Raw genomic sequence first — 21,806 nt, 5'->3', positions numbered from 1 at the left:
AGAGGTATTCAGGGCTTGTTGGCCGCCGTCGTCCTGCGTAATACGACAAGGTTGCTCACGGATGTCTGCACCACTTCGCCGTCTTGGTTGAATGTGCTTGTACGCACTTTGACCAGTCCTTGCTCCGGTCTGGATTGCGATGGTCTGACCGCTACCACTTCGCTTTCCACGCGGAGTTCGTCGCCGGGGCGCACCGGCCGCGGCCAGCGCAATTCGTCAATGCCAGCCCCGACGATGCCGCCCGCGGGCTTGAACTCGCTGTTCACCAGCAGGCGCATGGTCACCGCCGCGGTGTGCCACCCACTCGCCGCAAGGCCCCGAAAGATCGACGCTGCTGCTTCGGCTTCATCGAGATGAAAGGGTTGAGGATCGAACTCCGAGGCAAAGCTCTTGACGCGGCTTTCTTCGATACGGATACGCGTGGTTCCAGAGAATCGTTGGCCAGGCTCAAGGTCTTCCAGGTACAGAAATGTCATGGTTGATCTCTCTTGCCTAGAGCGCTTCGAGCGCCAGAGCAATGCCCTGACCGCCACCGATGCACAGGGTCACGACGCCACGCTTGACCCCATCGCGGCGCATCGAATGCATGAGTCGGGTGGTGAGTACCGCACCCGTGGCGCCGATGGCGTGTCCATGGGCAATTGAGCCACCTTCGACATTGACGACCTCCTCCGGCAAGCTCATTTCGCGCAGGCATGCCAACGTGATCGCCGCGAAGGCCTCGTTGATCTCGATGCGTTCAATGTCCTGGTGTGTCCAGCGTGCGCGCGCCAGGGCAAGCTTGACCGCTGGGATCGGCCCCAGGCCAAAGAACCCGGGTTCCACTGCGGCGACCCCAAAAGAAACCAGTCTTGCCCAGGGCCGTAGCCCTTGAGCCTCGGCGTAATCGCGCTCGGCCACGATCAGCGCTGCGGCGCCGCTGTTGAGCCCTGGGGCGTTGCCGGCCGTGATCGTGCCATCCTTGCGAAATGCCGGCTTCAGTCTGGCCAGCGTGTCCACCGTGGTATCTGGGCGATTGGTTTCGTCACGCTCGAACCGAATCGTGCCCTTGCGGCTGGCAAGCTCGATGGCGACGATCTCATCATCGAACTTGCCTGCGGCTTGCGCCGCGCTGAAGCGCTGCTGGGAACGCGCTGCCCAGCGATCTTGATCTTCCCGGGTAATCCCGTATTGGCTGACCAGGTCCTCAGTATGCCAACCGGAGTGCTGGCCGCTGAAGGCGTCGTTCAGTCCATCGCGCAACATGCTGTCGAGCATGAGCGCATCGCCCATGCGGACGCCCCAGCGGCCGCCTGGCACCAGATGGGGAGCCTGATCCATGTTTTCCATGCCGCCCGCGATCACCGCCTTGGCGTAGCCCGCCGCGATTTCCAGCGCGGCGCTGGCGATGGCTTGAGCCCCGGATCCGCAGACGCGATTCACCGTCAATGCGGGCACCTGAACGGGCAGGCCACCGCCAATGGCGGCCTGCCTCGCGGGGTTCATCTTCACCCCGGCCTGGATCACGTTGCCCAGCACGACGGCATCTATCTCATCGGCGGGCAAGCCCGAGCGGCGTAGCGTTTCGCGCACCGCCGCGGCACCCAGTTCGGGCGCGGGGGTTTCCTTCAGCGTGCCGCCGTAGGCGCCGATGGGTGTGCGCACGGGGGTGCACAAGACAATTTCAGGTTTGCTCATGGGAACTCCTTTCGGTACGAGCAGGAACATCGAAAATCAGGCAAGTCGTGGTTGCCTGGGCATATAGCTTGCCGTCGGGGCCGACAACGCGGCCTTCGGCCGTGACGACTTGGCATCCCGCATGGATCCCCTTTCCCTCGGCGCGTACCCGTGGCACGCTCACTTCTTCTGCCTGCATGCGGCGCTCCATCAATCACATACTTGTAGGTACAATAATTGTAGGTACAATATATAGCATGAATAACGCCACCAAGCCGCAAGGCTGTACTCACTTGAAGCTGCGCCAGCTTGATCGCGTGGTGACGCGGCACTACGACCAGTATGTCGCCAGGGCAGGGTTGAAAAACACGCAGTACGCCTTGCTGTCGCACGTGATCAGGCTGGGCCCGATCCGGCCGGGGGATCTGGCGCGTCATATGCAGATGGATGCCTCCACGCTCACGCGCAATTTGCAGCCCTTGGCGGCCCAGGGCTTTCTTACGATTGGTACAGGATCCGATGCGCGCAGCCGCCTGGTTCAGGTGACGGAGGCGGGTATCGCCAAACGCGCGGAGGGACAGCGCGCCTGGAGGCTGGCTCAAACAGCGCTCAATGAACGCCTTGGCGAGGCGCGTGTTGCCGAGCTGCACCTGTTGCTGGACGCTTGCATGGCCAGCCTGGCAGACGAGACTGGGGACGACGGTCTATAAAGCGGCGGGCTCTGGAGGCTACGTCGTGGCTTTGCGCCCTGGCGGCGACAAACGCCGCGGCCAGGCTGAAAACAGGATCAATCTCTGCATCAACGCTTGATTAAGGACACATCCAGAATGACCGAAGCACTGTTCTCGCCGCTGAAGCTCGGCGCCATCACGCTCTCCCATCGTGTGGTCATGGCGCCGCTTACCCGGATGCGCGCGGCACAGCCAGGTAATGTGCCTGGCGAACTCAACGTGGAGTATTACCGTCAGCGTGCGTCGCAGGGCGGCCTCATCATCACCGAGGGGACGCAGATTTCACCGTCTGGCCAAGGTATGCCTGCGACACCCGGCATCCACAGCGAAGCGCAGATCGCAGGCTGGAAAGCGGTCACCAAGGCTATCCACGAAAAAGGCGGCTTTGTCTTCCTGCAGCTATGGCACGTCGGCCGAATCTCGCATTCATCACTGCTGAATGGCCGGTTGCCGGTCGCGCCGTCGGCCATCCCAGCGCCCGGCAATGCGTTCACGGCAACCTTTGATCGCGCTCCCTTTGAAACGCCGCGCGCGTTAGAGACCCACGAGATCGCCTCGATCGTCGAGGATTACGCGCGCGCCGCCCTCAGCGCGCAGCGCGCGGGATTCGACGGGGTAGAGATCCACGGCGCCAACGGATATCTTCTCGAGCAATTCCTGCAGCGCCGCAGCAACCAGCGCACGGACGCGTACGGCGGTTCGATCGAGAATCGAAGCCGTCTCGTGCTGGAGGTGGCGCACGCGGTGTCGGCGGTGTTCGGGGCGGATCGGGTCGGGATTCGGTTGTCGCCTTTCGGCGTGGCCAATGGGAGTGGCGAGGACGACCCGCTGCCGCTGTACACCTACCTGATCGAGCGCCTTGCTGGCCTGGGCTTGGCGTATCTGCACCTGATCGAACCGCGGGCCAGCGGAGCCGGCCAGGCCGAAGTCGATCATCAGAACGTGCCTTTCTCTTCGGAGCTGTTCCGGCCGTATTGGCCCAACGTGCTCATCGCAGCAGGCAACTACCAGCCCGGCACGGCCGCAGCCGCAATTGACGAAGCCCGTGCAGACGCGGTGGCGTTCGGGCGCCTGTTCATCGCCAATCCGGATCTTCCCGAGCGAGCACGCCGGGGCCTGGGCCTGAATCCGTACAACCGGGCCACATTCTATGGGGGCGGCGCCGAGGGCTACGTGGACTATCCGACTTGCGAAGCGTCTGTCCAGACGGAGCCGGGTTGATACATCCGTAGTTCCGGCTTGGGAGGCAGTCCGCCGGACGCCGCGATCGCGTTGCCTCGCTTCGTGCGACGGGCGGGGGCGAGCAGCGGCGCGGCGGATCAGGCCGCGTCTATTTCGCTGGCGCGCCGGAAAGTTGCGCGAGCAGGTCCGCGCGACAGGTATCCAGTATTTCATCGGCGATCGGCGCATCGTCCGGGCAAGCGCGCGAAAGCATGAGCGCGCCGACCATCTGCGCCACCATGGACAGCACGTGTGCGCGGGTGTGTGGCAAGCCATCTGCGGCCAGCCTCTCCGTGAAACCGTCGACCATCGCCACGATCCCCGTCTGGAACACGCTCTTGATTTCATCGTCCTGACGCGCCGCATCGCCACCGAGTGCGGCAATGGTGCAGCCGTCGGCGCGCGAATCTCGATGCTTGCGTGAAAGGTAGTGCGTGATGAAGCGACCCACATCGACGTCAGCCATTTCCACGCTCGAACGTGCAAGGCCGCATGCAGCGGCTTCGCTCATCAATGCCGCCTTGGATTTGAACTGGTTGTAGAACCCCCCATGGCTCAGACCTGCTGCAGCCATCAGCTCAACCACTCCGATGCCATCGTAGCCACGCTCACGAAACAGCGCCGACGCGGTGTCAACGACGCGCGTGCGGTTCTCCTGAGCCTGCGCTCTGCTAACTCTCATTTCCTACTCCTCTCGTGTTCGGCAGTGTCGACGGTCGAAACCAGTTATATGACGACCAACATCAAAGTCTTGACTTTATTTATTATGGTCATCATCATAATGATTCGTCAAATTTTCAGGCTGCGCTGGCGGCGCGGTCCCACTTTTGTGTCCCCATTGCACCCAACGCAGAAAGGAAGAACGCATGACCGACAAGACACTGTTTGAGCCTTATACACTGGGCTCCCTGAAGCTCGCCAACCGCATCGTTCTGGCGCCGTTGACACGTAACCGCGCGGGCAAGGGTTTCGTGCCGGGTGAGCTCGCAGCCACCTATTACATCCAGCGCGCCAGCGCCGGCCTGCTGATCACCGAGGCCACCCAGATCTCGCAGCAAGGGCAGGGCTACCAGGACACGCCCGGCATCTATACCCAGGCGCAGATCGATGGCTGGCGCAAGGTCACCGAAGCAGTCCATGCCAGGGGCAGCAAGATCTTCCTGCAGTTATGGCATGTCGGCCGCATCTCGCACCTGTCCCTGCAAAAGGTCGGCGCCGCGCCAGTGGCGCCCTCCGCCATCCGCGCCCAGGCCAAGACTTTCGTGAACAACAGCTTTGTCGAGGTCTCCGAGCCGCGTGCGCTGGCGCTTGGCGAACTGCCGGGTATCGTCAACGACTTCCGTCAGGCCGCAGCCAATGCCATCGCCGCCGGCTTCGATGGCGTGGAAATTCATGCCGCCAACGGCTACCTGCTCGACCAGTTCCTCAAGGACGGCGCCAACCAGCGCACCGACGAATACGGCGGTTCCGTGGAGAACCGTGCCCGCTTCGTCCTGGAGGTGGCCGAAGCGGTGGTCAAGGAAGTCGGCGCAGAGCGCACGGGAATTCGCATTTCGCCGGTGGGCCCGGTCAACGGAATTTCCAGCTCGGATCCGCAACCGCAGTTCGACTACCTGGTGGACAAGCTCGATGCACTGGGGCTGGTGTACCTGCACGTGGTCGAAGGTGCGCCCGGCGGTCCGCGCGACTTCGCGCCGTTCGATTACGACTCGCTGCGCAAGCGCTTCACGCGCACCTACATCGCCAATAACGGCTACGACCGCGAGTTAGCCACCGAGCGCCTGAACGCAGGCAAGGCCGACCTGTTCGCATTCGGGCACAAGTTCATTGCCAACCCCGATCTGGTTGAGCGGCTGAAGACCGGTGCGCCGCTGGCGCAGCTCAACCCGGCCACGTTGTATGGCGGCGGAGCCGAGGGCTATACCGACTACCCGACGCTGGCCGGCTGATTCAGGCGCCGCAACCCAGGCGAACCAAACACTCTCTGAGATTTTGTCATGACGACTTCCACGCATGTGACAGCCCCCACCCAGTTCCTGGTGGCCAACGGTGTCCGCTATGCCTATCGCCGCTTTGGCGCCGCAACCGGCACACCGCTGGTCTTCCTGCAACACTTCCGGGGCGGCCTGGACAACTGGGATCCGCTCGTCACCGACGGACTGGCCCAGGGCCGGCCCGTCATCCTGGTCAACTACGCCGGGGTTGCCAGCTCTGGCAGCGAACCGGCCCAAACGGTCGATGGCATGGCCGATGGCATCGCCGATTTCATCAAAGCCCTTGCCCTGCCTGCGGCGGCGGATGTGCTGGGCTTTTCCATCGGGGGCTTCGTCGCGCAGAGTCTGGCGCATCGTTACCCGTCGCTGGTGCGCAAGCTGGTGCTGGTGGGCACGGGGCCGCGTGGCGGCACGGGACCCGACGACCCCAGGATTTTCCAGACCGCGGCGAATCCGGTACCTGTCGAAGAAGACTTTCTCTTCCTGTTCTTCTCTCCTTCGGAGAAGAGCCAGGCCGCTGGCCGCGCCTTCTGGCAGCGGCGCCACAAGCGCCAGGACCTGGATCCGCCGTCCTCGGTGGAGGCAATGAAGGGTCAATTCGCGGCCATCACCGAGTGGAGCGCGCCGCGTGATGATGACTTTGCGTACCTGAAGGAGATCACCCAGCCCACGCTGGTGGTCAATGGCCAGACCGACATCATGGTCCCCGCCATCAATGCGTTTACCTTGCAGCAGCACATCCCCAACGCGCAACTGATCCTGTATCCGGATTCGGGGCATGGTTCGCAGTTTCAGTATCCGCTGCAGTTTGTGCACCAGACCGCCTTGTTCCTGGATCCGCCGGCCGAGCCGGCCTGACGACTGCGATCGCATGACGCGGGGCGCCCGCACGCGACTGGCCGCTTCTGCCCGGCGTGATCGAGGTGGTTGCAACCCAAGCGGATCGCCGGCCCTCCACATGCCCGCACTTCCCGTTGCTATAGGAAATTTCAACAATGTCTGCGTTTTCCACTGTTTTGATTACTGGCGCGTCCTCGGGGATTGGCGCCACCTACGCCGATCGCTTTGCTCGCCGTGGCGATGACCTGGTGCTTGTCGCACGCGATCAGGCGCGCCTCGATGTGCTGGCGAGCCGCTTGCGCGATGAGACCGGTGTTGCCGTCGACGTCCTGCGTGCGGACCTGACCCAGCCTGAAGGGCTGGAGGCGGTGTCGGCTCGGCTGCGCGACGATGATCGCATCGGGACGCTCATCAACAACGCGGGGTTGGCCCAGTCCGGTCCCTTTGTCGAGCAGACCCCTGACAGCGTCGCGCGGCTGATAACCCTGAACGCCACGGCGCCTACCCAGCTTGCCGCAGCGATCGCGCCGCGCCTGGCGAAGGCGGGCGGCGGCGCCATCGTCAACATCGGTTCGGTGGTGGGATTCGCCCCGGAGTTCGGTATGTCCATCTACGGTGCGACCAAGGCCTTCGTGCTGTTTCTCTCTCAGGGGCTGGCCCTGGAGCTGGGGCCGAAAGGCGTGTACGTCCAGGCCGTGCTTCCCGCAGGCACGCGCACCGAGATCTGGGAACGCGCGGGCATCGACATCAACACGTTGCCGGACCTGATGGAGGTCGGCGAACTGGTCGATGCGGCTCTGGTTGGGTTTGATCACCGCGAGGCGGTGACCATCCCGCCGCTGCATGTGGCCGAGCGTTGGGATGCGCTGGATGGCGCGCGTCTGGCTCTGTTCGGTGACCTGCGCCAGGCGCAGGCGGCCGATCGCTACCGCGCCGGCGCCTGAACGCGTAGTTTGATGGGCGGCAGGCGTGATGCTCAGGCTGATCAACATCAAGACTCAAAGGACTAAGAGGCTATGAAGGCTTTTTTTATTGAGCGTTACAAAGAGGCCGGCCGTATTGGCGAACAGCCTGAACCGACTGTCGGGGATAACGACGTTCTGGTGCAGGTGCATGCGGCCAGCGTCAATCTGCTCGACTCGAAGATCCGCAGTGGAGAGTTCAAGCTGATTCTGCCTTATCGTCTGCCGCTGATATTGGGCAACGACTTTGCTGGAAAGGTCGTGCGTGTCGGCAGCAATGTCCGCCATTTCAAGGCGGGTGACGAGGTCTACGCGCGTCCGCCCGATGACCGGATCGGCGGCTTCGCCGAACTGATCGCGGTGAACGAAGCCGCGCTGGCGCTCAAGCCCGGCAACCTGGACATGGAGCATGCCGCCGCCGTGCCGCTGGTGGCGCTGACCGCCTGGCAGGTACTCGTCGAGACGGCAAAGCTCAAGCCGGGACAGAAAGTCCTGATCCATGCAGGTTCCGGTGGCGTAGGCACCATTGCCATCCAGCTCGCCAAGCATCTTGGGGCGTTCGTCGCCACCACGACCGGCACCAGCAACGTTCAGTGGGTGAAGGAACTTGGCGCGGATGTCGTCATCGACTACCGCACCCAGCAGTTTGAGAACGAGCTTCGTGACTTCGACGTCGTCCTCAATAGCCTGGGCAACGATGTGCTGGAGAAATCGCTCAAGGTCCTCAGACCGGGCGGCCACCTCATTTCCATTTCGGGTTCGCCGACGCCGGCCTTTGCCGAACAGCAAGGGCTCTCCTGGGGACTCAAGCTGGTGATGCGCCTGCTAAGCCGAGGCATCCGAAAGAAAGCCGCCAAGCGCGGTATCCGGTATGACTTCGTATTCATGCGTGCGGACGGACATCAGTTGAAAGAAATCACCCGGCTTATTGAGGCCGGCGTCATCAAACCGATCTTGGACCGCGCATTCCCGTTGGAAGCGGTTACAGAGGCACTTGCCTACGTCGAGTCGGGAAGATCAAAAGGAAAGGTCAGCGTCTCGGTGCCATGACCAACTGTCGATCCGCACTGCATAAGTGTGATTTAGGGGGAGGTCCGCTTTGGAAGGGGGCGACACAAAGCGGCACCTGATCAAGGTTTCACCTGCAATGCACGAGTTAAGAACGGATCAAAACAAGGATATCGTCGGTGTCGGCGAATGCCCGGATTCAAACCCAGGCTGAGGGGGCAGCCTGGGCCGTCATTCAATGAATCTGTTCTGAGCCTTCGGGCTGTAATTCCGACAGCGCATTCCAATCGGGGTCTTTGAACACGCGCAGGTTGATGGGGTAGACAGGATGCCCCGCCAGGCATGCATTGAACGCATCCAGGAAGCCTTCGACGTCATGGGTGTAGTAACGCCACTCCTTCAAATGATTGCCGGTCAGGCAAGCCACCTGCACGCCGACATTGGAGTTCTCGAAGCCCTTCTCGATGGCCTCTTCAAAGCTATTGGTATTCCTCTTGTCTTCGTCATTGGGCATGCCGGACTCGATGCCCGTATAGGGCCAGGAGATCAAGACCAGGTTCTCATTGATCTGACGATCAGGCGCTGACGGCAGCCCGGTGCGAAAACGAACGATGACCGATAAGCCGTTGACGTGAGTTTCACCCACCGCCCACAGATCGCCTGGGAACATGCTGCCCATTGAATAAATTCCATAGTAGAAACCGAATAGAAGCCGAACCGACGGGTTCAGCGCTTGGTGCCGAGACAACCTTGCGCGCATGCGCTGACGACCGGAAACCCGACAGGCCGGGCTAATTTCCATAGCTTGTCGATGAATCGTTTGCTGAACCGCGCATCCAAAGGAAGCCGATTACGGTCTTGCGGAATACGCGTTGCGATATCGCCCGCAGTCTCGGCTGTCGTTCGGGCAGGGACGAAGGTTGTCATCAAGAACAACCCCGGAGTCTATCGCAAGCCATCGATCCCGATGCCGAGGCCAAGACGGGCGGTGCGTCACGGCCGCCTGTGGTCCACCGGCCGTTATTTGGGGAAGATACTTGGGGGGAATGTCGTATTCACTTACGTTTACTGAAATTTGCTCGAATCCTTACGCGCGGATTCCGCACAAAAAGCCGGCGCCTGAAGCCGGCGTTTCATTCCGACGAAGCAAATCCACGATTCGTCGAAAAAAGCATGTGTTTTCTCTGGTCCACGAATTAAATCGAAACGTCTACGACTTAATTTGAAACAGCCGCGGGCGATCGTGCGGATCCCACTGCCTGCAAAGGACCAGAGATGAAGAAGCTGACTGCCAATCTGACGGCGCGCAGGAGTGTCGCCGCCGTATTCGAACCGGTCCCGCGGCCCGCGCGGCCCCATCTGGGGCGGCTGTCCTCGATGTCGATGACCGCCATCGGCCTGATCCTGGCGCAGCCCGCGATGGCCGACATCTCCTGTCCGTCGCCGACTTCGTCCAGCTCGAGCACGACCACCTGCACGGTGGCCTCGAACCAGAGTGGCAACCTGACCGTCGATTACACCGGCGGCACGGGCTCGGGTACCGACAACGGCGGCTATGGCGGCAACTACATCGTGGTCAACAGCGGCTACTTGGGTCCCAACCCCTTGCAAGCGGCGCTGCTGGTGCGCCTGAAGGGCGGCACGGGTTCACCGGACGGCAAGGACAGCGGCACCTTTGGCGGTTGGGGCGGCGCGATCACCATCACCAACTATGGATCGGCCGAGACCGACGTCTCTCCGGCGGAGACCGCGCAAGGGTCCGCGCCGGGCGTCTGGGACGACTACAGCGCACAGTTCGGCATCTACGGCGCATCGGTGGGCGGCACGGGCGGCACGCCGCCGGATAACTTCGGCGGTGGCAGTGGCGGTAGCGGCGGCAATGGGTCGGCCGTCAATATCAGCAACATCGGGCAGGTCCAGATGCAGAGCCTGCCTTATGGCGGCGTTGGCATCTACGGGGCCAGCATAGGCGGCGCCGGCGGCAACCAGATGAGCGCCGTGGGCAGCGACCAGGTAGGCGGCAACGGCGGCAACAGCGATATCGTCAATATCACCAATACCGGTTCGGTTTCGGTGTCGTCCAACAGCGCGGGCCGTTATGCCTGGGGCATCGGTGCGGAATCGCTGGGCGGCGCCGGCGGCATGGACAACGGTTGGGGCGGCACGGGCGGTGGCGGAAACCCCGCCGCCACCACGATCATCACGAACAGCGGAAAGGTGCAGGTCAATGTGGAGGTTCCGGGCAGCGCCACCAGCAACCTCCTGACCAATGGCGTGCGCGGGCTGTATGTCACGAGCCAGGGCAATGCGGGATTCACCTCCAACGACGGTAGCGACAACGGCGGTCAGGGCGGCGGATTCGGCACCATGGCGGCAGTCAACAACGGCCAGATTTCGGTCACCACTAATTCCCTGCAATCGCCGACGACCTTGGCCTCGCTGTCTGGGGGCATCGTGATGGTGGGCCTCGGGGGGGCTGGCGGCGGTGGACCCATGACGGAAACCAACACCACCGGTGAACGGGGCGGCAACGGGGGCTCGGCCCTTTCGACGGCGACCGTGACGCTGAACAACGGGTCGTCGATCACCACCAGCGGTTCCTATCTTCCCGGCGTGAGCGTGATCAGCCAGGGCGGCGACGGCGGCCCCGGGCGCGAAAACAGTAATGGCGCCAACGGCGGCAATGGCGGCACCGTCGCGGTCGGCATGAGCGGCAGCGCCAGCATAAGCACCTACGGCACCCAATCCCACGGCGTCGCCGCGCGCAGCGTGGGGGGCACGGGTGGCGGGGTGCAGACCAGCAGCGGCCTGGTCGATTTCACGCCGGAAAACGCGGGCGTGGGCGGCGGCGGCGGTACGGTCAATGTGACCACGGGCGATGCGTCGACGCAAACTGCCGGCGGCACGATCACGACCCAGGGGGATTATTCGATCGGCATCCTGGGCCAGTCGATGGGGGGCATCGGCGGCACCACCACGGGGAACTTCGAGATGTTCGGCAATGCCGGCTCCGCTGCCGGCAACGGCGGCGCCAGCGGCACGGTGAACATCGATAGCCGCACCGCCATTACCACCTATGGCACGTCGTCGCACGGCATCGTGGCGCAAGCCATCGGCGGGGGGGGCGGCACGGCGGGCGCCAGCGCCGGCCTCGTCTCGGTGGGCGGCGCTGGCGGCAGCGCCGTGGCCGGGGGTACGGTGAATATTGCCCAGAACGGGAGCCTGAGCGTCAACGGTTCGGCGTCCATCGGCATGTTGGCCCAATCCATCGGCGGCGGCGGTGGCGACGGGGGCAGCGCTAACGGCGTGGCCGTGATCGGCGGCACGGGCGGCGGCGGGGGCGCAGGCGGCCAGGCCACGGTCAACCTGACCGGGAATTCGGTCTATACGTGGGGCGATCATGGCTACGGCATCGTTTCGCAGGCGATCGGGGGAGGCGGCGGGACGGGGGGCGCCGCGTCCGCCTACGATGCCGGCGTGGGGTTTTCCATGGCGGTCGCGATCGGCGGCACGGGCGGAAACGGCGGCATGGGCGGCACGGCGGCAGCCAATCTTTCCAATTCCAGCGTGACGACTGGCGCGAGCGATGCCCATGGCGTGCTCGTGCAATCCATCGGCGGCGGCGGTGGCGCGGGCGGCGCGTCGGTGGCCAAGGCCTTGACCGTTGCCGTTCCCGATGAGGACGCCTCGTTCGGCGTCGCGGTCAGCTTCGCCATGGGCGGGTCGGGCGCCGCGGGCGGGGCAGGGGCCACGGCCACGGCCACGCTGACCAATGCCGGGATTACGACAACCGGCGCGAACGCGCAGGGCGTGATCGTGCAGTCCATCGGCGGCGGTGGCGGTGCGGGGGGAAGCGCCTCGGCGACGTCGACGGTGATCGGCACGGGCGACTCGGTCGGCGGATCGCTGCAGGCCGCGCTGGGCGGCAGCGGGGGCAGCGGCAACACGGGCGGCACCGCGTCGCTGGTCATGCAGGGCAGCAGCGTCACCACATCGGGCGATTCCGCCAATGCGATCCTGGTGCAGAGCGTGGGCGGCGGCGGCGGCGCGGGGGGCGTGGGATCGGCCACCGGCCGCAGCATCAATACCGATGCCAACGTATCGCTCACGTTGGCCTTGGGCGGCAGCGGCAACTCGGGCGGCAATGGCGGCACGGCAAGCCTGACGATAGATCCGACTAGTTCGGTGACCACGCATGGCGACGGCGCGCGAGCCGCGCTGGTGCAGTCCATCGGCGGTGGCGGTGGCGCATCGCAGGGCGGCCAGGTTGGCCTGGAGGTGAGCGCCACCGAAGAGGACAGCACCACGGACGTCCGCGGCTCGGTGTCCGTCGGCCGTGGTGGTGGCGGCGGCGGTAACGGTGGCGCGATCAACCTGAACAGCGATGGCAACATCACCACCTATGGCGCCGACGCCGACGGCCTGCTGGTGCAAAGCATCGGCGGCTCCGGCGGCCTGGGCGGCGCCGTGGGCGGCAATAGCGCCACCCCGTCCATGCTTCCCGTGGTGAACGATTCCGGGACGACCTACCAGCTCAACGTGGCCGTGGGCGGAACAGGTGGCGCGGGCGGCAATGGCGGCGCCATCGGAAGCAGCAGCGCGCCCGCCATCCTGGGCGCCTGGACGCAGACCTACGGCGACTACGCGGACGCAGCCGTGGTGCAGTCCATTGGCGGCGGGGGAGGTGCGGGCGGAGCGTCCACGGTGTCGTCCAGCGTGTCCCTGTCCAACGTGACCCTGGCCGTCGGGGGCAGCGGGGGGGACGGGGGCTATGGCGGAAAAATCACGGCCTGGCTGAACGACAACGGGTCCAATGCCTTTCACACCGAAGGCTACGGCGCGGCTGGCATCGTGCTGCAGTCCATCGGCGGGGGCGGCGGCATGGCGGGATCCGGCTCGCCGAAAGCGCGTGGCCAGATATCGTTGGGCGGCACGAACGGATATGGGGGCGACATCCTCATCACCTCGGGGAGCTGGGCCAACATACAGACCCAGGGCGACAGCGCCTATGGTCTGGTTGCGCAATCGATCGGCGGCGGCGGGGGCATTGCCATGGTGGGCAGCGCCGGTTCGGCAGCGGTTCCCGGTAGCCAGCAATTCAGCATGACCGCAGGCAACACCAGCGGTAATGGCAGCGCAGGCGCCATTGAAATCACCACTGGCCTGGACCTGAACACCTACGGTGACAGGGCGATGGGGGTTGTGGTGCAGTCCATCGGCGCCGGAGGGGGCATCGCGACCTCGGGCACCGCAATCGGCATGGGCACGATCCAACTGGGCAGCCAGCAGTCCAACAGCGCCTATGGCGCCTCGGGAGGCCCGGTGACCCTGAACCTGAACGGCAGCATCGCCACGCGAGGCGCCGGCGCGCACGGCATCGTCACCCAATCCATCGGCGGTGGAGGCGGCATCGTCGGTGATGTGTCCCAACCTATCCAATTCAATCCGACGGGATTTTCCAGGCAGTCTGTCGCGGCCAATACCTCTGGCGATTCAGGCGGCGAGGTCAAGGTTACCTTTGACGGCAGCCTGGCCACTAGCGGCGACAATGCGCACGGCATCGTCGCCCAGTCCATCGGTGGCGGGGGGGGCCTTGCCGGCGGCCCGCAAGGCGGTTTCGCTGGCGCCATCGCATCCAACGGGGAAGGCGGTAGCGGCGGAGGGGTTCGCGTCAGGCAGTCGGGCACGCTACAGGCCACGGGGGCGGGCTCGGCCGGTATCTTCGCGCAAAGCGACAGCACCAGCTACGGCGGCGGGTCCTCCGTCACCGTCACTGGCCTTGTGCAAGGCGGGACAGGATCCGGCAGCGGGGTCTGGGTCGCTACGGGCTGGAACAACAGATTGACCGTGACCGCCGGCGGCTCGCTAAGCGCCCTGTCCGGCGTGGCAGCGCGCTACGACGGAAAGAGCTCCACCTCGTTCGGTTCCGTGCTTTTCATTGACAACTACGGCACGCTTTCGGGCAGCCTGTCGTGCACCAATGCGGACGGCAACAGCGCCTGCTTCCTCAACAATAACGCCGGGGCGGTAGCCACCGATGCCGTGGCCTACAACGGCAACGTCCGCAATGACGGGCTGATCGTGATCGGAAAGCCCGGTCAGTTCCAGACGCTGACGGTCAGCGGCAGCCTGACCCAGTCCGGCAGCGGCGTGCTGCGTGCCGACGTCGATTTCGACAAGCTGCGGTCCTCGCACATGGTCGTGGAGGGCGACGCCAACCTCGCGGGAGGCATGGACGTGCTGCCGCAAGCCCTGTTGCCCAAGCGCGAACTGTCCGTACTGACGGTGAAGGGCACCTCGCAGGGAGCGCTTACCGCGGTGGACAGCCCGGTCTTTGACTACGAAGTGCGCCAGGTCGGGCCGGAAACCCGCATTCGGGTCGAATCGGCGGATTTCAACGCGCCTTCCATGGGCTTGAAAGCGAACCAGGGCCAGGTCGGGAGCAACCTGCAGCGCATCTGGGACGCCGGCGGCAACTCCGCGCTGGCGCCGCTGTTCGCGCAACTGGACCTGGCCTCGCGTCAGAGTGCCGGCGCCTACCGGGACAGCCTTGCCACGCTGTCGCCCGGCGTGACCCTCGCGCCTGCGGTGCAGTCCGCGGCCAACCTGGGGCAGTTCACCAGCGCCATGATGTCGTGCCCCACGTTCACCGGCACGGACGCGATGACGGGTGAGCAGAATTGCTTCTGGGGCCAGGTAAGCGGGCGCTCCACCCGTCAGGACGGCAGCGGCGGTACCTCGGGCTTCAACTACGACACCGTCACGTATCAAGTCGGCGGCCAGCGCGAGGTCAGCCCCGGCTGGTTCCTGGGCGGCTCGATGGCGTATGAAAGCAGCCATGTGCGCGCCAGCGACGGCAGCGTCAGCGGTAATGGCGACAGCGGCTACGCCGGCATGGTGCTGAAGCGGGAGGAGGGGCAGTGGGTGTTCTCCGCGGCGTTGGGCGGCGGTTATGGCGGCTATCGGATGGACCGCGGCATCGACATCGCAGGCTATCAGGAAACCTTGTCCAGCCGGCCCGACGTGTACGGCTTCAATGCGCGGCTGCGCGCGGCCCGCACCTTCGCGCACGACAACCTGTATGTGAAGCCTTACGTGGATCTGGACTTCAGCTACAGCCGCATGCCCGCGTACAAGGAGTCCGGCTCCAATCCGCTGGCGTTGTCGGTCGACAGCAGCGACCAGTTCGTCATGGGCCTGTCGCCCATGATCGAAATAGGCGGCCGCGCGGAACTGAAGAACGGGGCGATGCTGCGCCCATTCCTGTATGCGGGCGCGTCCTTCCTGTCGCAGGACGACTGGACCTCCAGCGCGCGCTTGCGCGGCGCGCCGCAAGGCACGGGCGCGTTCGACACCACGCTGCCTGTCGATGACGTGGTCGGCAAGGTGGGGGCGGGGCTGGCGGTGATGAAGGCGGGCAGCGTGGATTTCCGCCTGCAGTACGAAGGCCAGTTCTCAGAGCACGTAAGCAGCCACAGCGCGGCGCTGAAGGTGATGGTGCCGTTCTGAGTGCGCGCGTGGGGCGCCTGACCGCGGTGGCGCGGGTTATGTCTGCGCCACCGCGCGCCGCAGGCGCAGCGATGCGACGCGGCCCAGCGTGAGGGGGGCGACGCCGTTGATGAACGTCACTTCGGTCTGTGCGCCGGGGAGTTGCGACAAATGGGAGACATGCTCCAGGTTGATGATGACCGAGCGCGACAGGGCGCAGAAGGGCGGGCAGGGAAGCTGCGCGGCCAGGCGCTTGAGCGTGATGTGCATCAACTCGTTCGCGTGGGCGGGGCTGCACAGGCGCACATAGTCCCCTTGCGCCTGCACGATCGTCAGTTCTTCAACCTTGATGAGCTTGGTGCCGGAGCGTGTCCGCATGGACAGGTGGCCGGTGGCGCGGGGGCGCAGCCGTGCCAGCGTTTGTTCAAGCCTGTCGGGGCTGACCGGCTTGAGCAGGTAGTCGACCGCCTCGACGTCGAAGGCGCGGGTGGCGTAGTCGTTGTGAGCGGTGACGAAGACCACGGCGGGCGCGGGGGCCAGGCTGTCCAGCAGATCGAATCCGGTGCCGGACGTCAGTTCGATATCCAGAAAAAGGGCATCCGGATTGTGATCCCGGATCAACCCGCGGGCCTGCTCGGCGGTAGAGGCTTCGCCGGCGACCTGGACGCCGGGCGCGGCTTCGAGCAGCCGGCGCAGGTAGCGTCGCGCCGGGGCTTCATCGTCAACGATAAGCACTCGTAGCATGTTTCTCTCAGGCGCCCGGGGTGTGGCGAGTATATTCTTTCGGTCCAATACGCGGGTAAATATAAGGCCATTGCCGTGTCCGGTGCATCCGTTGCTGCGCTTGAACCGGGCCGTTCCGGAGAGGGCGCGTCCATGATATTCACATCCGTCAGCCAGGGGCTCAGCGATGGGGAGTCCTCGCCGGGCTTCTGGCGGGCCCAGATCGTCGGGTGGCTCTTTCTGGCGCTCGTCGGCTATTTCATCCGCCTGGCGGTGTTCGGCAATGCCGTCGCGGCCTTCTGGCTCACTTTGGGGCTGGAGCCGCTGGCGTTCGCACTGACCAGCGCGGCGGCCGCACTGCATGGCCGCCGGTCGGGCAAGGGCGATGCGCCCATCCTGACGCTTGCCTGCGCGGTGCTGCTATGCCTGGCCGCCTCGGCGCTGCTGGCCTCGATCGCCTACGCCATCCATCACGTGTTTCCGCCGGGGTCGCTCCGGGTGCTGCCGGGCAATCAGTACCGGCTGGGCTTTCTCTACTACATGGGGATACTCTCCATCTGGACGCTGATCTACTTCGGCGTGTCGGCGGAGCTTGCCGCGCGCACCGAACGCATGTCCAAGATGAAGGCCGAGACCCGCTCTCTGCAACTGGAGCTGGAGCATCTGCAGCGGCAGATAGAGCCCCACTTCCTCTTCAATTCACTCAACACCATCGTCGCCGAGATCGCCGAGCGTCCCGCCATTGCCGAAGAGATGACGCGTCGCCTGGCCGACTACCTGCGCTATTCGCTGGACCGGCGCGGGCGTGGGCTGAGCCGGCTGGAAGAGGAGATCGAGGCGGCCCAGGCCTATGTCCGCATACAGGCCCTGCGCTTTGACAAGCAGCTTGAGTGCCAATGCCACATCGACCCGGCCACGCTGCAGATCAACATTCCCCATATGACGCTGCAGGGGCTGGCGGAAAATGCGGTCAAGCACGGCATGCGGTCCGAGCATGACCGGTTCCTGATCCATATCCGCACCCGGCTTCACGGCGACGAACTGGTCATCGAGGTGGACAACCCGGGCCAGTTGCAGGCGCCGTTCGATCTGGTTGAGAGTGGCGGCGGACTGGGCAATCTCTGCCGCCGTCTGGCCCTGCGGTACGCCGACAGATACGAGTTTTCGCTGGACCAGCGCGGCGACCGGACCGTGGCCGAGATCAGGCTGAGGGGAAGCCCCGCGGCGCTTTAGGGAGCGTGTCCCGCCGGACGTTTTCCAGGGGCTGCACCGCGCTTGGGATGACCCGGCGCATCGTGAACCACACGATACGTGGCGACCTTGTCATCCCCGGCACGATCAGCCAGCCGTGGTGGGCACCGGCGTGTTCAGCAACTGTTGTTCCCACAGATAGGCAATGCCGCTACCGGCGGCGTGCTGAACGAGGATGTCGGTCAGCCCGGCGGCGGTGTCGGTGCGCGCCCAGTCGCGTTGCCACTCGGCGGCCACTGCCATCCACGTCATCAGATTCACGCCGGCCGCCGCCATGCGCTGGAGGGCGACTTCGTGCGCCTCGACCGAAATCCCGCCCGATGCATCGGTGACGACCGTCACATCCCAGCCTTCGCCCGCAGCCTGGATCGCCGGCATCGCGACGCAAACCTCGGTCCACAGCCCGGCGATGATCAACTGCTTGCGGCCGGTGGCCTTGGCCGCATCAACCACTTTTTTGTCTTCCCACGTGTTGATGAACGTGCGGTCAATCACTTCTTGGCCGGGAAATACATCGGTGATCTGGGGAAAGATGCGGCCGCCACGAGCCGCGATTACGCTGGTCAAGATCGTGGGCACGCCGAAAACCTTGGCGGCCTTGGCCAACGCCGTCGAATTGTTGACGACGGCATGCGGATCGTGGCTGTTCAGGTTGGTGAGCTGGTAAGGCTGGTGGTCGATCAGGACGAGTACCGAATCCTCAGGACGTAGAAGCGAATCGAGGCCATTACGAAAAGTCATTAGTGATCCCTGGTTTGCTGTGGTTTGCAGAAGTTGCATTGCGCGTTGCGCTGCAGGTGCTCTCCGGAACGCGTGCGCTTGTGGCGACGCGGCCCGGATCCAGCATTATGTTTTCGTCAAACTTGATGCGGTAGTTCCGTTCCCGGGCGAGCTGTGTCGCACAAATGGGAACACCACGGCGGCGCGCGATCGCCTCGCGGCGCATGCCGAGAGGATGCCTGGCACGTAGTGCTATCCTGCGGCGAACTGCGTCGCGAAACGGGGAGCAACGCTAAATTGGATATCGAAGCACTTCAGACCTTCATCGAAGTCGCCGATGCGGGCGGCGTATCGCCCGCCGCGCTGCGGCTAGGCGTTTCCAAGTCGATCGTCAGCCGTCGGTTGCTGCGCTTGGAAGCGGAACTTGGCGTCCAGTTGCTTGCGCGGACCACTCGCGGGGCGGCGCTTACCGAGGCCGGGGCGATTTTTCGGGACCATGCGGCCAGGGCCTGCGCCGAAATCGACATGGCCCGCGAAACGATCGTGCCCGCCGGGGATTTGCATGGCCGCTTGCGGGTCGCCGTGCCGGTGTCGTTCGGCCTGACGCATTTCGCGCCCGTCGTCGCGGAATTGGCGCGACGCCACCCCAAGCTGCATGTCCAGACCTGCTATAGCGACCGCTTCGTCGATCTCATCGCAGAGGGTTACGACTGTGCGATCCGGGTGGGCTATCTTCAGGACTCCAACCTGGTCGCAAGACGCGTCGGCCCCATTCATGGCAAGCTGCTTGCCAGCCCGGCATACATCAAGGCGCATGGGGCGCCCGACACGCCAGAGCAACTCGTCGCGCACGAGGCCCTCATGCAGGGTACCGAGACGTGGCAGTTCATGGATGGCGACAAGACCATCACGGTTCGCCCGCAAGGGCGTTTCAAGGCCGACAACGGCGCGGCCTTGGTCGCGGCCGCGACGGCCGGGCTCGGGATTGCTTATCTGCCCGACTGTCTCACTCACGACTATGTGATTGCCGGCGAGCTCCTGCCCATCATGACCCGCTACCCCCCACCGCCGGCGGGTGCCTACGTCATTCGCCCGCCAGGCCAGCATCCCGCACGAAAGATACGTGTCCTGACGGAACTGCTGATTGAACACTTCGGGCAGTCGCCGCATTTTGCGGGGACTGGGGCGGGTTGAATGGGGGGTGAGGATGGCAACCAGTGATCAGCGCACCGGCAGCAGATAAGTCAGGCCCTGCGTGAAGCCTCGCGGCGCGACGGTGAGGTGGTCCTCATCGTTCAGGACTGCAGACTTCAGTTTCAAGCCGGGATACTTGCGGCTTAGCAACGCCGACTCAAGTGCCCGGTTGTCGGCGACCATGTCCACGGTCTGGTTGTAGCGCTTATCCCCTTTGCGCAAGGCCTCATAGGCGCCGACATAAAGGTAGACGTTCGCCGTCAGGTCCTGATGCTGCTTGGCGTAGCGCGCTTCCAGCGCCAAGGCGTGCCGCTTGTCGTACCAGAGAGACGGGCTGCCGAGGATATAGCCGTTGAACAAGCCGGGCTCGGTGAACAGGATCTGCGTCCCCAGCAGGGCGCCGTAGGAGTGGCCCAGAAAGATCGCCCTGGCAGGGTCGGCCCGGTAGCGGGCGGCGATGAATGGTTTTACCTGATCGCGCAGATACTGTTGATAGGCGCGCGACTGGCCGTGGATCGCATTGGCGGGTGCGGTGCTTGGGCCGTTGGGCGTCGGCGTGTAGTCGCGCTGTCGGCTGACTCCGCCGTCTTCGCCTTTGCCATAAGACAGGCCGACAAGGATGAATTCCTCGATCCGGGGACCTTCCACGTTCAGGCGGCGCCCTAATTGCCGGATGATCGGGAAAGCGTAATCGGCGTCGGTCACATACACCACGGGGTAGCGCCGCTGCGGCTGCTTCGCATACGACGGCGGCAACGCAACGAAGACCTGGTAGCCGCGTGCCGAAACCGGATCGGGCACGTCCCAGACTTCGCTGTCCGGGATCTCATAGGGGCGTCCCTGGCCAGACTGCACCTTCGGCGCCGGTTGGGCTTGGGCGGGCGCGCTGGAGAGGCTGACGCTGGCGATGAAGGCGGCCAGCAGGGCCTTCAGAAAATGTCGTTGCATGTGATGCTACTTGCCGCGGGTCGTTTTGGGGGTTTCACCGAAAGCCTGGCGGTAGGCCTGGGAAAACTCGCTCAGGTGGGTGAAACCGAAGCGTGTTGCGATGGCGCTGACGGTGTCTGGATTGTCGGGTTCCAACAAGGCCGTCCGCACCGCCTGCAGGCGCTGCTTGCGTAGCCATTGCAGGGGCGACTGCCCGCACTCATCCTTGAACAAGGCTTGCAGGCGTCGGACCGACAGGCCGCAATGGCTGGCGACCATGGCCACCGGCAGCCGGTCGCCCAGGTGTTCGAGCATGTAGGCTTGCGCGCGCCGCAGGCTCTTGGGCGCGGAGGGCGGCGGAGCTGGCCATAATTGCGCCGCCATGCTGTGCGGCTGGTGCAAGAGCAGGGTAGTGGCGACAAGCATTTCGGTCTGGGCCAGCAAGGCGGCCTGGGCGATCGTTTGGTCCGGCGTCAGGCCCGAGCAGCGCACGACCCATTGCAGCATGGGCAACAGCGCTTGCCACGCGGTTGTGTACAGGGGGATGACGGCATCGAAGCAGATGTCAGGCGTCTGCTCGTGGCCTGTCAGGCGTTGCCAGGCGTCGGCAATGGCGGGCCGGTCCAGGCGCAGCAGCACCTGTTCGTAATCGTGGCCCACCTGGAAGTGGAATCGCCTGTCGGGGCTGATGAGAAAGGCCTGATTTGGCGAGACCTCGATGCGTTGGCCATCGAAGTGGAACACCGCCTGCCCCTGGGTGGGCAGCACCAGAAGGTAATAGCCGTCCAGGCAGTGGCAATCGGGATCAATGCTGATGTCCGCCCCATAGCCGTGCCTTAGCTTGAGCAGCGACATGCGCCCGCAGGCAAGCAGGTCCAGCCGGCTGTGAAGAATCCGTCCGCGGTTGATCTGAAGCCGGTAGGAATTGAGGATCTGGCCGATTTGCTGCCGCGCCTGGTCGGGGTCGCTCGTGTTCACAAGCCGATTTTTCTCGAACGGCACCTGTTCAAACAATGAAGCAAGCATCTGATGTCACACGGGCTGAGAAGTAGCCGGAATACTACCGGAGCATCCCGGGCAGCGCGATAAAA

At 64.4% G+C, this 21,806-nt stretch carries 17 protein-coding genes; 9 read left to right on the top strand and 8 right to left on the bottom strand.

Translation table 11 applies throughout. The features are described 5' to 3' along the window. Nucleotides 1-8 precede the first annotated feature (8 nt). Together HG262_RS12345 and HG262_RS12340 are read right to left on the bottom strand one after the other, a co-directional pair. Entirely contained in the window at nt 9-476 is a 468-nt protein-coding gene (locus HG262_RS12345) for a MaoC family dehydratase (protein ID WP_169271304.1), read from the bottom strand. A 16-nt stretch (nt 477-492) separates the two neighbouring features. After that, nucleotides 493-1,677 (bottom strand): acetyl-CoA C-acetyltransferase, encoded by a 1,185-nt coding sequence (locus HG262_RS12340; RefSeq protein ID WP_169271303.1) that lies wholly within the window; start codon nt 1,675-1,677, stop codon nt 493-495. Nucleotides 1,678-1,913: 236 nt separating this feature from the next. Between HG262_RS12340 and HG262_RS12335 the strand changes: the two genes are divergently transcribed. Beyond that, a complete protein-coding gene (locus HG262_RS12335) occupies nt 1,914-2,366 on the top strand; it encodes a MarR family winged helix-turn-helix transcriptional regulator (protein WP_169271302.1) in 453 nt (150 codons plus the stop codon). A gap of 117 nt (nt 2,367-2,483) precedes the next feature. Continuing rightward, nucleotides 2,484-3,608 carry an alkene reductase gene (locus tag HG262_RS12330; RefSeq protein ID WP_169271301.1) on the top strand — a complete coding sequence of 375 codons (1,125 nt, stop codon included), beginning with the start codon at nt 2,484-2,486 and terminating at the stop codon, nt 3,606-3,608. Nucleotides 3,609-3,717: 109 nt separating this feature from the next. Here HG262_RS12330 and HG262_RS12325 read toward each other — a convergent pair whose 3' ends face one another. Further along, nucleotides 3,718-4,290: a TetR/AcrR family transcriptional regulator gene (locus tag HG262_RS12325; RefSeq protein ID WP_169271300.1), complete on the bottom strand. Its 573-nt coding sequence runs from the start codon at nt 4,288-4,290 to the stop codon at nt 3,718-3,720. 184 nt (nt 4,291-4,474) lie between these two features. On the opposite strand from HG262_RS12325, the gene HG262_RS12320 reads away from it, so the two are divergent. The 4 genes from HG262_RS12320 (at nt 4,475) to HG262_RS12305 (ending at nt 8,454) form a co-directional block, all read left to right on the top strand. Next, entirely contained in the window at nt 4,475-5,557 is a 1,083-nt protein-coding gene (locus tag HG262_RS12320; protein ID WP_169271299.1) for an alkene reductase, read from the top strand. A gap of 48 nt (nt 5,558-5,605) precedes the next feature. After that, nucleotides 5,606-6,460, top strand: a complete 855-nt coding sequence (locus tag HG262_RS12315) for an alpha/beta hydrolase (RefSeq protein ID WP_169271298.1) — start codon at nt 5,606-5,608, stop codon at nt 6,458-6,460. A 137-nt stretch (nt 6,461-6,597) separates the two neighbouring features. Further along, nucleotides 6,598-7,386, top strand: coding sequence for an SDR family oxidoreductase (locus HG262_RS12310; RefSeq protein ID WP_169271297.1), 789 nt, complete (start codon nt 6,598-6,600; stop codon nt 7,384-7,386). Between the two features lie 72 nt (nt 7,387-7,458). Further along, entirely contained in the window at nt 7,459-8,454 is a 996-nt protein-coding gene (locus HG262_RS12305) for an NADP-dependent oxidoreductase (RefSeq protein ID WP_169271296.1), read from the top strand. 193 nt (nt 8,455-8,647) lie between these two features. Here the strand turns inward: HG262_RS12305 and HG262_RS12300 are convergent, their stop codons facing one another. Continuing rightward, complete coding sequence (locus HG262_RS12300) at nt 8,648-9,091, bottom strand: DUF695 domain-containing protein (RefSeq protein ID WP_169271295.1); 444 nt, start codon at nt 9,089-9,091, stop codon at nt 8,648-8,650. A 596-nt stretch (nt 9,092-9,687) separates the two neighbouring features. Between HG262_RS12300 and HG262_RS12295 the strand changes: the two genes are divergently transcribed. Continuing rightward, the gene (locus tag HG262_RS12295; protein WP_169271294.1) at nt 9,688-15,921 is read left to right on the top strand and encodes an autotransporter outer membrane beta-barrel domain-containing protein; all 6,234 of its coding nucleotides are present in this window, start codon (nt 9,688-9,690) and stop codon (nt 15,919-15,921) included. 36 nt (nt 15,922-15,957) lie between these two features. Here HG262_RS12295 and HG262_RS12290 read toward each other — a convergent pair whose 3' ends face one another. Beyond that, nucleotides 15,958-16,644: a LytTR family DNA-binding domain-containing protein gene (locus tag HG262_RS12290; RefSeq protein WP_169271293.1), complete on the bottom strand. Its 687-nt coding sequence runs from the start codon at nt 16,642-16,644 to the stop codon at nt 15,958-15,960. A gap of 132 nt (nt 16,645-16,776) precedes the next feature. Between HG262_RS12290 and HG262_RS12285 the strand changes: the two genes are divergently transcribed. Beyond that, nucleotides 16,777-17,856, top strand: a complete 1,080-nt coding sequence (locus tag HG262_RS12285; protein ID WP_169271292.1) for a histidine kinase — start codon at nt 16,777-16,779, stop codon at nt 17,854-17,856. A 105-nt stretch (nt 17,857-17,961) separates the two neighbouring features. Here HG262_RS12285 and HG262_RS12280 read toward each other — a convergent pair whose 3' ends face one another. Next, the gene (locus HG262_RS12280; RefSeq protein ID WP_169271291.1) at nt 17,962-18,615 is read right to left on the bottom strand and encodes a hydrolase; all 654 of its coding nucleotides are present in this window, start codon (nt 18,613-18,615) and stop codon (nt 17,962-17,964) included. A 276-nt stretch (nt 18,616-18,891) separates the two neighbouring features. Here HG262_RS12280 and HG262_RS12275 point away from each other — a divergent pair, with 276 nt between their 5' ends. Continuing rightward, nucleotides 18,892-19,788, top strand: coding sequence for a LysR family transcriptional regulator (locus tag HG262_RS12275; RefSeq protein ID WP_169271290.1), 897 nt, complete (start codon nt 18,892-18,894; stop codon nt 19,786-19,788). 27 nt (nt 19,789-19,815) lie between these two features. On the opposite strand, the gene HG262_RS12270 is transcribed toward HG262_RS12275, so the two are convergent. Beyond that, the gene (locus tag HG262_RS12270) at nt 19,816-20,736 is read right to left on the bottom strand and encodes an alpha/beta hydrolase-fold protein (protein ID WP_211187226.1); all 921 of its coding nucleotides are present in this window, start codon (nt 20,734-20,736) and stop codon (nt 19,816-19,818) included. Nucleotides 20,737-20,742: 6 nt separating this feature from the next. After that, nucleotides 20,743-21,741, bottom strand: a complete 999-nt coding sequence (locus tag HG262_RS12265; RefSeq protein ID WP_169271289.1) for an AraC family transcriptional regulator — start codon at nt 21,739-21,741, stop codon at nt 20,743-20,745. Nucleotides 21,742-21,806 lie beyond the last annotated feature (65 nt).

It is taken from the genome of Achromobacter sp. Bel (genome assembly GCF_012928505.1).
GTDB lineage: Bacteria > Pseudomonadota > Gammaproteobacteria > Burkholderiales > Burkholderiaceae_B > Achromobacter.
Note: the sequence above shows the minus strand (reverse complement) of the source record. Positions and strands in the feature narration are given on the sequence as shown.